The sequence below is a fragment of the Bradyrhizobium sp. genome, assembly GCF_035484855.1.
Taxonomy (GTDB): Bacteria; Pseudomonadota; Alphaproteobacteria; order Rhizobiales; family Xanthobacteraceae; genus Bradyrhizobium.
Map to the genome: position 1 here is coordinate 1 of NZ_DATHOP010000280.1, position 12,844 is coordinate 12,844.

Consider the following 12,844-nt stretch of genomic DNA (forward strand, 5'->3'; position numbering starts at 1 on the left):
CTGGAAGATCGCGCCCGCGGTATCGACGGAGTCGGAGGTCTCGCCAAGGCCGATACCGAAGGGATTGCCACCCTTGAAGCAGGCTTCGGCAGCCTTGAGGAAGGTATCCAGGTTCCAGTCGTCGGCCTTGGGCGGGCTGCCCGCGGGATACATCGCCTGAATGTCAATACCGGCGTACTTTTTCAAGTAGTCGATACGCGAGCACGGACCCTTGATCTGGCTGCCGATGCAGAAGGGAACCGCGTGCCACTTGCCGTTGAGTTGGCCGAGATATTCGACCGTGCCGTTGACGGCGCCGTTCTGCGCGATCAATTGCGTCATGACGTCGTTCATCGGCTCGAGCAATTCGGTCTGCGCGTGCGGCCACCAGGTCGGCATCGCCAGGATGTCATGGCCGGATTTTGCCTGGGATTCCGCGACGATCGTGATCTCGTTCTTTCGGCCGTTGCTCGTGATGTAGTCGATCGAGACGTCGACCTTCTCCTTGGCGGCCCATTCGTTGACGAGGGCGGTCGAGGCCGCGTTGGCGTTGGGCACCCAGTGGTCCCAGAAGCCAATCGCGAGCTTGCCGGCGGCATAGGCGCCGCGAACGTAAGGCGCGGTAATCAGCGCGGCGGATGTGAGTGCGGTGGCGGCGACGAATTGTCGACGAGAAAGCTTCTTCCGTGACATGGCGTTCCCTCCCTGGTGGGCCAATCCTGATGAATGGAAATCCCGTTGTTGTTTTTTTCTTCGCCGCCGGGCAGGCCGGAAATGGGCCTTGCGAGGCGCTGCGGAGATTTCGTTGCGACGATCAGATCAGAATTGCCGGCACCTGTCGAGAAATCAGGCCGGTCCGGGCCCTAGAACTAACGTTGTGTGCAAATTGGTCGCATCGAAGGTTCCGCCTGCGCGAGCCGTCGCGGCGTTGGCCTGATATTGCGGCGCACACAATCGGTATCGGGTATCGATCCGCGGTGTGCAATAGCGCCGCAGTGTTGTTGCATTTTCGTGTAACTGGCTCTTGCGGCAAGACTTTCTTGATCGCGGCGAACACGGCGCGATGGTAGACTCGCACGCGGTGAAAACGATAATGTCCTGCCGCGGCAGCGGACAGGCCGCGCCTTCCGAAACTCCCAGCCAGCAAATTGCAATCGACCATGGAGACTAAATAATGATCAGCCCGACATCGACGGCGCATGCGCATCCGAAATTGCGCTTCGTGCTGGGGGCCGTTGTCGTCATGCTTCTCGGCGCGCCGGCGGCGGTCGATGCGCAAGTGGTTCAAGGCGTCCAGCAAGGCGCAAAAGAGGGCAACAGGGCGGCGGGACCGGTCGGCGGCGTGCTGGGCGGCGCGATCGGCGGCGTGGTGGGCGTGTTCACAGGCGTGCTCGGCGTGGCGAAAGGCGGGCAGGCGGCGCCGCCGGCGAATGGAACGAATGGTACAAAACAGGCCGGCTCCGCGAAGCCGGCCAAGGGGACCAAGGCGGCCAAGCAGGCGGTGCTGACCCAGGAGCAGGGCGAACCGCAGCTGACCGCCGAACAGATCGTCGCCAGCAGCGACGCGAACATCGACCGGATCAAGGCGGAATTGAATCTGACGCCGGAGCAGGAGAAGAACTGGACCGCGTTCAACAGCGCGATGCATTATCTCGGCCACAATGGCGCCGACCGTCTCAACCTGAGAATTGCGCGCGCCAAGCGCGATCCGCCCGACGACATCATCGAGCAGATGCGCAACGAGGCGCAATTCCTCGACGACCGCGCGGTCGACCAGCGCAACGTCGCGGACGCGGCCGAGCCGCTCTACACCAGCCTCGACGACAAGCAAAAGCAGATATTCATCGAGGAAATGGTTCGCCTGAGTCACGAGCGCGGCCTTGATTAGGCTGGTTCGCGCGCAGCAGCAATCATTCCGTGCCGCGCGCGAATAGCCGGGTACACGAGCCCTGGGGTAGGTGAAAGGCCCGGCACCCGACTATCCTGCCGCAGCGGCGCGGCTCTTTAATTCGTCATGCGATGTTGAAGAAAAGCGGACGGTGCCGCGCCCTAGAGGTGGCGGAGTCGTGACCTTGTCGGGAATGGCGCTCGCCGTTGCGAGGAACGACTTTTGTGCCAACACGCGAAGCCTGAGAGTTCGTCATTCCGGGATGGTGCGGAGCACCAGACCCGGAATCTCGAGATTCCGGGTTCGATGCTGCGCATCGCCCCGGAATGACGACGGCTTACGCCTTCGGGAAATTCAGCTCCACGCCGACGCCGTCGGGGTCGTAGAGGAAGAATTGGGTGTCGCCGGTGCGCGGCACGATGCTCTCGCGGAATTTCACGCCCTTTGACTGCAGGCGCTGGCGCACGCTCGCGACGTCGGTGGCGGCAAACGCGATATGGTCGAGCCGTCCGGTATCCTCGTATTTCTTCTCGGTGCCGCGCACCACGATGCCGTCGCGCGGCTTGCGCGTGCCCATCAGATGCACGGTGGCGGTGCCGCCGGAATAGAGCCAGTAACCGGGAAAATCGAGCGGCGGACGCTCGCCGTTCTCCAGTCCCAGCACGTCGCAATAGAACTCTTTGGTCTTCTCCAGATCCGAGGGTTCGATGGTGTAATGTTGCAGTCCGCCGAGTGGCATCGGTCTTCTCCTTTAGATTTAGACGAAGGTTAAATCGGCATCGGCGCCCAGCATCCAGGCGCCGACGGTTTCGAAATGCCTGAGCTGACCCTGCAGCTGCTGGGTCACGGTGTGGATGTCGCGAAATCTCCGCTCCAGAGGATGGCCCTCGAAAATCGCCGTGGCACCCGCCGCATTATAGGCAAAATCGACCGCCTCGCGCGCCTTGTGGATGGCATTGGTCGCTGCCATGCGCACGGTGATGCGCTGCTCGACAGTGATGGTGGCGCCGCCACAGAGATGCTTCCAGATTTCGGCCATCGACTGCAGCACGAAACCGCGCGCGGCACGGAGATTGACCTCGGCTTGCGCGAGATTCGACTGCACCACCGCGTTATCCTTCAAGAGGCCCTTGCTGCCGCGCGCCACCTTGTTGTGCGCCACGTCGATGAAATTATCGAGCGCGGCGCGAGCGATGCCGCAGGCCACCCCGGCGAAGCCGACCTGGTAGCAGGTGCTCGCACCCATCCGGTAGAGTGGGCCGCTCTCGCGGCATTCGCGCTCGAATTCGCGGGTGATGGAGTGGTCGGCGCGAACGAAGAAGTCATTGAGCTCGAACTGGTCGCTGGCGGTGCCGCGCAGGCCGACCGTGTTCCAGATGTCGGTCCAGACCACGTCGCTGGCGCGCACCAGCATGGTGCGTTCCTGCTGGAGGCCGTCGTCGTCGAGTTTTGGCGAGCCGTCGGCCGCAAAGATCGGACAATGGGCGCCGAGCCAGGTTGCGTGCCGCCCGCCGGAGGCGAAGGCCCATACGCCGGTGACCCGGTAGCCACCATCGCATTCGACCGCCCGGACCTTCGGCCCGGGGCCCCAGGCCAGTACGGCGCGGGGATCGTTGCCGAAGATCGCATGCGCTACCGGCAAATCCAGATAGGCCGCCGCCATCGCACAGCCGCCGGCCTGGCTCAGGCACCAGGCAGTCGAGCCGTCGGCGCGCGCGATGGTCTCGATGACATGGAAGAAGGTGAGCGGGTCGGTCTCGATCCCCTTCGAGGAGCGCGGCAGCAGCAGACGGAACAGGCCGGCTGCATGGAGCTTGTCGAGCAGTTCCGGCGGCAGCCGGCGCGTGCTCTCGATCTCGCTGGAAGCGGCCGCTACCGCAGGGCGTACCGCCTCGGCGCGGGCGACCACGTCCCGGTCGCCCGCAAGTTCTGCGGAAGTCGCAATCAACATATCCAAAGTCTATGCCTGTCGAACGGTGGCTGCGGCTGCGGGCAGGTCGGCGCCAGCGGTCAACTCCCTGTCGATCTGCTCGATCGATTTGCCTCTGGTCTCGATACCGAGGAAATAATACACCGCACCTGCCATCAAAAACCAGCAGCCGAGATAGATAAAGGCCAGCGGAATTTCCGGCAGCGGGACATCCGGCTTGAGGTAGTTGCCCGAGCCCACGATCAAGGCAAGCCCGACCGGCCCGATGATCTTGCCGATGCCGCCGAAGCCATAGGCCGAGCCCATGCCTGAGGTCCTGAGGTGCGAGGGCCAGATCTCGGCTGCATAAGGCCCGACAATGGCAAAGCCGCCGTCGGCGAAGAAGAAGGTGACGGCCAGCAGCAGCCAGAACGCGGACACGCCCATGAACGTGACATCATAATTGTAGCCGGACACGATGGTGAGGACACCGGCGCCGAAGCCGAGCAGGCCGCCGGCGTTACGCCGGCCCATCAGTTCGGAGAAGAACGAGAACGAGATGCGGCCGATGAAACCGCAGACCGTCAGCAGGATCATCATCTTGGAGGCTTCCTGCGGCGTGACCTTCAACAGCAGCACGAACAGCGACGGCACCCAGAGCGTGATGCCGTAGACGCCGGTCTGGGCACCGGCATTGCCGAGCCAGGAGACGATCAGGCTGCGCGGATATTTGAACAGGTCGAGCCAGCGGCTCTTGATGATGGGCCCGGCGTCGGCCGCCGTCGGCAGCGGCAGCGCCGACGGTTCCATCTGCAGCGCCCACGCCAACGACTTGCGCGCCTCCTCGTAACGGCCCTGGCGGCAGAGCCAGCGCGGCGATTCCGGCACCCACAGCCGCACCAGCAGCACCAGCAGCGCCGGCAACACGCCGACCGCGAACAACAACCGCCAGTCGCCGCTGCCGATGTTGGCGCCAAGCACCGCGCCGAGGCCGACACCGAGCGGAATCACGCAGGTGACGATGCCACCGACCCAGCCGCGTTTGGACGAGGGCATGAACTCCTGCACCAGCGGCAGGTCTACGCAGTACAGTCCGCCGACGCCGATGCCGACGAAGAAGCGCATGATCGTCAGATAGACCCAACCATTGTCGGGCGTGAAATAGAGAAGGCCGGTGGCGATCGAGAAGTTCAGCACGGTACCGATGAAGACCTTGCGGCGGCCGATCCGGTCGGCGAGCCAGCCCCAGACATAGGCGCCCAGGATGGCGCCGACGCCGGAACTCATCAGCACGATGGCGGACTGACCGAAGGTGAGCTTCCACGGTCCGATCAGGAAGGCGAGCACGAAGCCGATCAGGAAGTAGTCGAAGAATTCCAGCGCGTCGCCAATGATGGCAGCGGCGAGGATTTTAATCTGGTTGCCGGTCAGACTCGTCCGTCGATCGAGTATCTCGAACATGGCGTTTTTTCCCTTGGCGCATGTTGTTTTTTAGTGGGCGTCGCGCCTACACCCCCCGATGGGACGATGCTACGCTGCCGGCGCGGCGAACGGAAGAGCATCGATCCAGAATCGCTCAGGCCGCCGGCGCAGGTCCACCGGCGATCCGGTTTCGACCGACATGCCACGCCCAGGCGGTCGCAATGATCGTATCGAGATCGGAGTGCGACATGGTGCAACCGAGCCGCGATTGAGCTCGTCCAGGCGCGGCCCAAAGGGCTGCGGGGTCGCCGGGACGCCGCGGCGCCATCCGGACCGGCACGGTCTTGCCGGTGACGCGCTCGACCGCCGCAACGATTTCCCGGACGGAATAGCCGCGACCGGTGCCGAGGTTGAGCGTGTCGGAACCGCCGCCTGCCAGCAACTCCCGCAGCGCCCGAACATGGGCGTCGGCGAGGTCGGTGACGTGGATGTAATCCCGGATCGCGGTGCCGTCGGGAGTGGGATAGTCGGTGCCGAGAATATCGAGATGCGGCAATTCGCCGGCCGCCGCCATCAAAGCGCGCGGAATGAGATGCGGTTCCGGATCATGGTCCTCGCCGGTTTCGCCTGTCGGATCGGCGCCCGAAGCGTTGAAATAGCGCAGGATGATCGAGCGCAAGCCGTAACCTACCTCGAAATCGCGCAGCATGCCCTCGACGATCATCTTGGTGCGCCCGTAAGGGCTGAGCGGCGCGTACGGCATGTCCTCGGTGACCGGCATCGCCGGCGGCAGGCCGTAGACGGTGCAGCTGCTGGAAAACACCACACACTCGATTCCAGCCGCCCGCGCAGCTTCGAGCAGCGCCAGCGATCCCGTGACGTTGTTGTCGTAATAGCTGGCCGGGTCCGCTACGGACTCGCCGACATAGGCAATGGCCGCGCAATGCAGAATGGCGGCCGGCGCGTGGCGGCGCAGCACCGCGTCGAGCCGCTCGCGATCGCGGATGTCACCCTGCTCGAACGGGCCCCATTTGACGGCCTCGCGGTGGCCGCGGTCGAGATTGTCGTAGGTAACCGGGACGAGTCCCGCCGCGGCCAGCGCCTTGCAGCTGTGGCTGCCGACGTAACCGGCGCCGCCGGTGACCAGCACGGAGGTCATGCGGAGGCTCTCAGCACGCCGTCGAAATAGGCGATGCAGCGCTGCAAGCCCTGTTCGAGGTCGATCGTCGGTTGCCAGTCGAGCAACCGCTTGGCCAGTGAAATATCGGGGCAGCGCTGCAGCGGATCGTCGACCGGCAGCGGCTTGGCGAGGATCGGCGAGCCCGATCCCGTCAGCTCGATGACCTTGCGCGCCAGTTCGCCGATCGTAATCTCGACGGGGTTGCCGAGATTAACCGGCCCGGTGACGTCGTCGGAAGTCCGCATCAGCTTGACGAAGCCCTCGATCAGATCGTCGACATAGCAGAACGCACGGGTCTGGCGACCGTCGCCGTAGATCGTGATCGGTTCACCGCGGAGCGCCTGCACGATGAAATTGGAGACGACGCGGCCATCGTCGATATGCATGCGCGGACCGTAGGTGTTGAAGATGCGGGCGACGCGGATGTTCAGATTGTGCTGGCGGCGATAATCGAAGAACAGGGTTTCCGCGCAGCGCTTCCCCTCGTCGTAGCAGGCGCGCGGCCCGATCGGGTTGACATGGCCGCGATAATCCTCGGTTTGCGGATGCACCGTCGGGTCGCCATAGACCTCGCTGGTCGAGGCCTGGAAGATCCGGGCGCCGAGCCGCTTGGCCAGCCCGAGCATGTTGATCGCGCCGTGCACGCTGGTCTTGGTGGTCTGCACCGGGTCGTGTTGATAATGGTTCGGCGATGCCGGACAGGCGAGGTTGTATATCTCGTCGACTTCCACATAGAGCGGGAACGTCACGTCGTGACGCATGAATTCGAACCGCTTGTTGTCGAGCAGGGCGAGGATATTGTCGCGCGTGCCAGTGAAGAAATTGTCGACACACAGCACATCGTGGCCGTCGGCCAGCAGCCGTTCGCACAGATGCGAACCGAGAAAGCCGGCGCCGCCGGTGACGAGTATCCGCTTTCTGTTGATCAATGCGAGCCCCTCAATGGTCTTGTTCGGCAAGTCGACCGGCACTCCAAATGCGATGGCCGCGAGCGCCCCTCAGCTTAGTTCCACCGGACTGTTCTTGTCGAAATAAAGCCGGTTTTCCTTCAGACCGAAAACCCGGCGCGCCCACAGGATCACCGCCGCGCTCGAACGGCCTTTCGCGGTGATCGCGAAGCGGCCGTCACGGAACTCGGCCCGGCCGCCCTCGAGCAGAGCGTCGATCCGATCCTGGACGAAGCGCCTGAAATGCACGTCGTAGAGCGTCTGGACCCCGATCGTCTGCGCCGCGTTCCCCGAAATGGCCAACAGCATCAGGACCGAAAGCGAGCGATAGCAGGTGCCATAGGCGTAGAGCAGGATGATGGTGGCAAACCAGTACGGCGCGGCATTTTGCCAATAGTCGAGCTCCGGCAGCAGCACCGCGCCCGCAACCGTGCCCACGACATGAACTGCCATCGCAAGGGCGATGATGGTCACGATCGCATTTCGCTGCGGGCGTATCCGGATGGCGATGGGAACGATGATTGCCAGGGCGACAAAGCTGATCAGGCCAACCAGGAGCGACATCAGCTACCCATCGGTTTCGACAAATTGAAATACAGCATCGCGGTCTCGAGCAGGGCCACGGGCAAGCGCGCATGGCGCGCCAGGGTGAGCGTCGATTGCCTGACGACCGCGGCGCCGGTGCCGAGCAGCAGGTTCAAGCGGTCCCGGAACAAATCCTCGACCCCGAAACCACCTCCGTAATCGGCAAGCCACGGCTCGATGTCAACCGGGCCTGGTTTCTCCGACAGGCTGACGAGCAGGGTCGTGCTGACGCCGGCGGCCACCAGCAGCAACAGGATCAGGATCGTCAGGATGCAGGACGAAAGGATCAGCCCACCCGCGACCACGTCTGATACCGCCCGCGCGTCGAAGCGCCAGACCTCGTCGCCCGACAGCATCAGGCCGACCCACAAGGCGATCGCCAGAATGCTGGCGAGGCGAAATCGCTTGTCGACATCGCGGACCCAGATCGGCCGTCGCGACAGCGCCAGCAGGAAGATCGGGACGGATGCGCTTGCCGCGAAGCTCGCTGCAACGATCTCCGATGGAATGATCACCAAGGCCAACGCGGTTCTCCCGGTTCCTGCATCTGTGCGTGTTCTACCGTGGCGGAAATCCAACCCCAGAACTCATCGGGCCGACGGATCGGCGCCAATCGGGGTCAATCGTTTCACGGCAGCCGCCTGCGTACCCTTCGAGGTGACATTTGGCGCAAGCAGGAGAGGGGCGACAAATCCCGCGACCGATCCCAATAGCCCGATCGCGCCAGCCATCCATTCACCATCCCAGACCAGCCCGGTGCAGACCAGCGGAAACACCAGCGGGTAGAGGCGGAAATGCGAGCCGTTGAGCCAACGGAAATAGGTGATGACGAGCGCGACGAGACCGGCGGCCGCGACCAGCGCCGGCGAGGAATGCGGCGCGGGATGGCGCAGCAGGACTGCGAACGACCAGGCAGAGGCGGACAGATGGGCCGCGATCCGCGAGCTGCGCCATTTGCGATCGGGATCGGAAAAGTTCAGCACCGCAAGGCCCAGATTTGCAAGCAATGCCGACGCCGGCAGCCCGACCGCCGCCAGCGCCAGGCCGAGCCCGGCATTGAGCCATTTTCCCTTGCGAAACCAGAACTCCGGAAGCGACATCGCGCCCGCGAGCCCAACGGAAGCGAGCGCCGGCAGCGATGCCGCGGCCATCATCGCCGCGACGACGACGGCGCACCCGGCAAGCTGGAATCCGAGCCGCTCGAAACGGCTGACCCTGGCCTGACGCTGCAGATGATCGGGTATTGCCAGCGCCTGGCGGGCGAAGCGATCGCCCAGCGCCTCGTTGCGGGCATCGCTTCCCGTCGCAGGCGCATTGCGCAGATCGCCGCGGACATAAAGTGCGACCTCATCGAGCGGAAATTCGAAGGTCTTGCGCTCGTCGCCGTCGACCCAGGACACGATCCAGGTGGTCACGGTCTTGTCGATCGCAAGGCTCTGGGCAATGCGGCGGTGGCGTTCCGGCGCGACATGGGCGCGCAGCATCCAGAGATGCTTCAGCAGAAGAAACCGCAGCGCGTGATGCTTGTTCATGTTCGGTACGGCCTCTTACGAGGCGCGCCTTACCAGTTTCTCCGGCAGAACGGCCGGATCGAGATGTTCGCCGGTACGCTCCCAGAGAATCTGGGCCGCGGTCTCCCGCAACTCCTGGGCGCTGAGTTTCTTCAGCACCGGCGGACGGACGTTGAAATAGTGGAAACGCTCGATCATCGCCTTGATGTAGCGCGCCGAGATCGTGATTTCCGGATAGCTGCCATACATGCAGCCGCTGCAGGAGCGGGTGTACGAATAGGCGTCTTCATGGATGCGGCCGTCGCGATACCAGTCCGGAAATTCCGGGTCGTAGACCGAATATCTTCCGCTGGTCTCGAAGTCGCAGCAGACCTTGAGATTGCCGTTGGGCGCAATCGCGAAATAAAGGTTCGGCGAGTCGCAGACATTGCCGTTGCGCCGGCGCCATTGCAGCGGCTCCTTGGCGACGAAGCGGTAGACATCGTCGAGATACTCGTCCGAGTCGTAGAGATTGAGGCCCGAGCGGCGCAGCGACTTCAGATGCTCGGTCGCCTTCTTCACCTCGGCATAGCGCTCCTTCGGGAAGGTCACGACCGCCTCGTCGTCGAAGGTCTGGAAACCGCGCGGCTTGTCGGCGGTCGAGACGTGCACCGGGACCACGGAAACGCCCCAGCCGATCGCGGTCGCAAACCGGATGACGTCCTGGATGTCGTGGAGATTGCGCGGCATCAGCACGTTGTTGAAGAACGCGGTGCCGTTCTCCGGGAAGATCTCGTTGATCACCGAGACCGAGGCGATCGCGCGCTCCCAGCTCTTGCTGAAACCGCCATTGATGGTGTCCTGCAGTTCGGGGCGCAGGCTGTCGAGCGAAATAGAGATGTCGTGGGCGCCGTTGCGGACGCATTCCTCCAGCGCCTTGCGGGTGGCAAGCCCATTGGTCTGCATCCGCACATGGATGCCGCGCTCGGTGAACGCCTTGACGATCTCGGGCAGGTCCTTGCGGACGAAGGGTTCGCCGCCGATCAGGAGGATCACGCACACCCCGATCGCCGCCAGGTTGTCCGCCATCCGGCGGATCTGCTCGATGGTCATTTCCTGCGCATTGGCGTCCGCATAGATGATGTTGCACTGCTCGCAGGCGAGGTTGCAGCGCGCGGTGATGTAGAACTGCACATAGGCCGGACTGGTCTTGGTCACCAGGCTGCGCGCCAGCGCTATTTTCTGATCGAGGCTAAAATAGTCCATGCCTGCTTTCCTTCCGGAGGAGGTATTCAGAGCGGGATTCACGTGTCCCGCGCCCCCGGATCAAGGACAACCCTTAGCAGCCCCGGGGTAATCAATAAAGCGCATGAAGGTCAGCCCGCCGATCCTGAGGACATAATTGGGCGTCCGGCCGTCGAAACTCGCATCCGCATCCTCCGCCCTGCGCAAAATAACCACCTGGAACGGGCCGCAGACATGATCGACCCTACGGTCAATGTCCGAAAAGGAGCGGGTTCGATAGACGAGCTTTCCCGCAACCGCGACCTCAGCCCCAAAGGAACGGTCTCGAGGTCCGGTGAGAAAACCACGTCGCGGTCGCTCGTCATGTCGTGGATCGTCAGCCAAGGAACAGCGGCGGCGGGATCTCCAGGGCCGGGAGATGCGGACTCTTGCTGTGAAATCATCATTTTTCGACCGAGTCCGGCTCTTCAGTTCGACGCCACGCGCGGCCGTTCCGAAACGGTCGGCGTTTGGTCATGCTCATCGGTCCGAATTTGCTGCCGGACCGATGGCAGCCCGAGCCTTTCGGCCACGACGTAGACCGGGCGCCGCTTGATCTCGCCATACATGCGAGCGACATATTCGCCGATGATGCCGAGCGAAAGCAGCTGGATTCCGCTGAAGAACTGCAGCGCCAGGAACACCGAGGTGTAGCCGGGCATGTCCTGCGGCGTGTAGCCGAAGATATGGATATTGAACAGACGCTGCAGCAGCAGCAGGATCCCGCCCATGATCGCGAGCGCCGACGTCACGAAGCCGGCAAGCGAAATGAAGCGCAGCGGCACATCGGAGAAATTGAAGATGCCGCTGGCGGCGAGCCGGACCAGCCGCACGAAGGAGTATTTGGGCTCGCCGGCGTGGCGCGCGGCGCGTTCATAGGGGTGGCCGCATTGACGGAACCCGGCCCAGGCGCGCAAGCCGCGCAGGAAGCGTCCGTTCTCGGGGAGGCTGCGCAGGACGTCGGCGACCTGGCGGTCCATGACGCAGAAATCGCCGCTGTCGACGGGCACCTCTATATCGGCCATGCGCTGCCAGATCCGATAGAACAGCCGGTAGCAGGCCCGCTTGAACAGGCTTTCCTTGCGGTTGCGGCGCACCCCGTAGACCACCTCGAATCCCTCGCGCCATTTCTGGAGCATCTCGAGCAGCACCTGCGGCGGGTCCTGCAGGTCGGCGTCCATGATCGCCACCGCATCGCCGAAGGCATGGTCGATGCCGGCCGACACCGCGGCCTGGTGACCAAAATTCCGTGAAAAGCGAACCAGCTTGACCCGCGGATCGCGCTTGCGAATGTCGCGCAGAATGGAGGCGGTCCCGTCACGACTTCCGTCGTCGACATAGATGAACTCGAAGTTGAAATCCGGCGAGGCGCCAAGGCAGCGGTCGAGTTCGCCATGGGTGGCGGCAATGACTTCGCTCTCGTTGTAGCAGGGGACGACGATCGATACAGTATTCATCAAACTCCTGCCCTCCGGCGCGCGCGGCTGGAAACAGCGATCAAAAAGGCCTCCGTGCCTGCAAACGAGGCGCGAGCTATAACAGCCCGCAAGAATTCCCGCTACAGCGGCGCTCGCGGTATCTTGCCACCAAAAACCGGTCGTTCCGCATCGCATGGACGGCTGAATTCGGCAGGCCGCCCGTGAAGCATAACCGGGTCTATCGGGCAAGACCGGGATTGCGTCCAATTTGTTTAAGATTCTTCGCTAGCGTCGCCCCGCGATTGGCAACCGGGGCGGAACAGGCCTATGGAAGAGCGACGAAAACACCCGCGGATCGAGGTCGACCGGCCGGCCTATGTCTCATCGGGCGGCTCCGTCATGCGTTGCATGGTACGAAACATCTCGGCCGAGGGCGCGGCCATCGAAGTCGAGAACCCGGCCTTCGTGCCCACGCAGTTTCGCCTGGTCATCGACCAGGAGGTCCATGACTGCCGCATTGCCTGGATCCAGCGCAATCGGATCGGGGTCACCTTCGCGGTGCCGCGCGAGGGGCCGCAACATTCCCGCGACGAGGTCACCGCCTAGCAGGCTGTTGAAGAAGTGGTGGCGAAGCGTTTCGGATCGTGATTCTCTAGGATCAGGATTGATCTGGGGGACGCGATGCGAGGAAGTGACGAAAGGTCCGGCTCGCTTTTCAGCTATGTTGACTTGGAAGCTCGGG

At 63.4% G+C, this 12,844-nt stretch carries 12 protein-coding genes and 1 pseudogene; 2 read left to right on the forward strand and 11 right to left on the reverse strand.

The features are described from left to right. Positions 1-672, reverse strand: a pseudogene (locus VK804_RS31600) (ABC transporter substrate-binding protein); the annotation flags it as partial. Positions 673-1,153: 481 nt separating this feature from the next. On the opposite strand from VK804_RS31600, the gene VK804_RS31605 reads away from it, so the two are divergent. After that, a complete protein-coding gene (locus VK804_RS31605) occupies positions 1,154-1,867 on the forward strand; it encodes a Spy/CpxP family protein refolding chaperone (RefSeq protein WP_325752218.1) in 714 nt (237 codons plus the stop codon). 337 nt (positions 1,868-2,204) lie between these two features. Here the strand turns inward: VK804_RS31605 and VK804_RS31610 are convergent, their stop codons facing one another. The 10 genes from VK804_RS31610 to VK804_RS31655 form a co-directional block, all read right to left on the reverse strand. Continuing rightward, on the reverse strand, positions 2,205-2,606 hold the full coding sequence (locus VK804_RS31610) for a VOC family protein (protein WP_325752219.1): 402 nt from the start codon (positions 2,604-2,606) through the stop codon (positions 2,205-2,207). A gap of 18 nt (positions 2,607-2,624) precedes the next feature. Next, the gene (locus VK804_RS31615) at positions 2,625-3,818 is read right to left on the reverse strand and encodes an acyl-CoA dehydrogenase family protein (RefSeq protein ID WP_325752220.1); all 1,194 of its coding nucleotides are present in this window, start codon (positions 3,816-3,818) and stop codon (positions 2,625-2,627) included. A 9-nt stretch (positions 3,819-3,827) separates the two neighbouring features. Beyond that, positions 3,828-5,237: an MFS transporter gene (locus VK804_RS31620; protein ID WP_325752221.1), complete on the reverse strand. Its 1,410-nt coding sequence runs from the start codon at positions 5,235-5,237 to the stop codon at positions 3,828-3,830. A 115-nt stretch (positions 5,238-5,352) separates the two neighbouring features. Beyond that, on the reverse strand, positions 5,353-6,357 hold the full coding sequence (galE, locus tag VK804_RS31625) for a UDP-glucose 4-epimerase GalE (RefSeq protein ID WP_325752222.1): 1,005 nt from the start codon (positions 6,355-6,357) through the stop codon (positions 5,353-5,355). After that, complete coding sequence (locus VK804_RS31630; protein WP_325752229.1) at positions 6,354-7,307, reverse strand: UDP-glucuronic acid decarboxylase family protein; 954 nt, start codon at positions 7,305-7,307, stop codon at positions 6,354-6,356. The genes galE and VK804_RS31630 overlap by 4 nt, the downstream gene beginning before the upstream one ends. 69 nt (positions 7,308-7,376) lie before the next feature. Further along, on the reverse strand, positions 7,377-7,889 hold the full coding sequence (locus VK804_RS31635) for a hypothetical protein (protein ID WP_325752223.1): 513 nt from the start codon (positions 7,887-7,889) through the stop codon (positions 7,377-7,379). Continuing rightward, positions 7,889-8,434 carry a hypothetical protein gene (locus VK804_RS31640; protein ID WP_325752224.1) on the reverse strand — a complete coding sequence of 182 codons (546 nt, stop codon included), beginning with the start codon at positions 8,432-8,434 and terminating at the stop codon, positions 7,889-7,891. The genes VK804_RS31635 and VK804_RS31640 overlap by 1 nt, the downstream gene beginning before the upstream one ends. Before the next feature lie 63 nt (positions 8,435-8,497). After that, positions 8,498-9,442 (reverse strand): hypothetical protein, encoded by a 945-nt coding sequence (locus VK804_RS31645; protein WP_325752225.1) that lies wholly within the window; start codon positions 9,440-9,442, stop codon positions 8,498-8,500. 15 nt (positions 9,443-9,457) lie between these two features. Then, a complete protein-coding gene (locus VK804_RS31650; protein ID WP_325752226.1) occupies positions 9,458-10,666 on the reverse strand; it encodes a radical SAM protein in 1,209 nt (402 codons plus the stop codon). Between the two features lie 446 nt (positions 10,667-11,112). Further along, the gene (locus VK804_RS31655) at positions 11,113-12,141 is read right to left on the reverse strand and encodes a glycosyltransferase family 2 protein (RefSeq protein WP_325752227.1); all 1,029 of its coding nucleotides are present in this window, start codon (positions 12,139-12,141) and stop codon (positions 11,113-11,115) included. A 288-nt stretch (positions 12,142-12,429) separates the two neighbouring features. Between VK804_RS31655 and VK804_RS31660 the strand changes: the two genes are divergently transcribed. Beyond that, positions 12,430-12,708, forward strand: coding sequence for a PilZ domain-containing protein (locus tag VK804_RS31660; protein WP_325752228.1), 279 nt, complete (start codon positions 12,430-12,432; stop codon positions 12,706-12,708). Positions 12,709-12,844 lie beyond the last annotated feature (136 nt).

Coding starts and splice junctions, on each gene's coding strand:
- VK804_RS31605 (WP_325752218.1), top strand. CDS start 1,154: ATGATCAGCCCGACATCGACGGCGCATGCGCATCCGAAATTGCGCTTC.
- VK804_RS31645 (WP_325752225.1), bottom strand. CDS start 9,442: ATGAACAAGCATCACGCGCTGCGGTTTCTTCTGCTGAAGCATCTCTGG.
- galE (WP_325752222.1), bottom strand. CDS start 6,357: ATGACCTCCGTGCTGGTCACCGGCGGCGCCGGTTACGTCGGCAGCCAC.
- VK804_RS31610 (WP_325752219.1), bottom strand. CDS start 2,606: ATGCCACTCGGCGGACTGCAACATTACACCATCGAACCCTCGGATCTG.
- VK804_RS31620 (WP_325752221.1), bottom strand. CDS start 5,237: ATGTTCGAGATACTCGATCGACGGACGAGTCTGACCGGCAACCAGATT.
- VK804_RS31660 (WP_325752228.1), top strand. CDS start 12,430: ATGGAAGAGCGACGAAAACACCCGCGGATCGAGGTCGACCGGCCGGCC.
- VK804_RS31655 (WP_325752227.1), bottom strand. CDS start 12,141: ATGAATACTGTATCGATCGTCGTCCCCTGCTACAACGAGAGCGAAGTC.
- VK804_RS31615 (WP_325752220.1), bottom strand. CDS start 3,818: ATGTTGATTGCGACTTCCGCAGAACTTGCGGGCGACCGGGACGTGGTC.
- VK804_RS31635 (WP_325752223.1), bottom strand. CDS start 7,889: ATGTCGCTCCTGGTTGGCCTGATCAGCTTTGTCGCCCTGGCAATCATC.
- VK804_RS31650 (WP_325752226.1), bottom strand. CDS start 10,666: ATGGACTATTTTAGCCTCGATCAGAAAATAGCGCTGGCGCGCAGCCTG.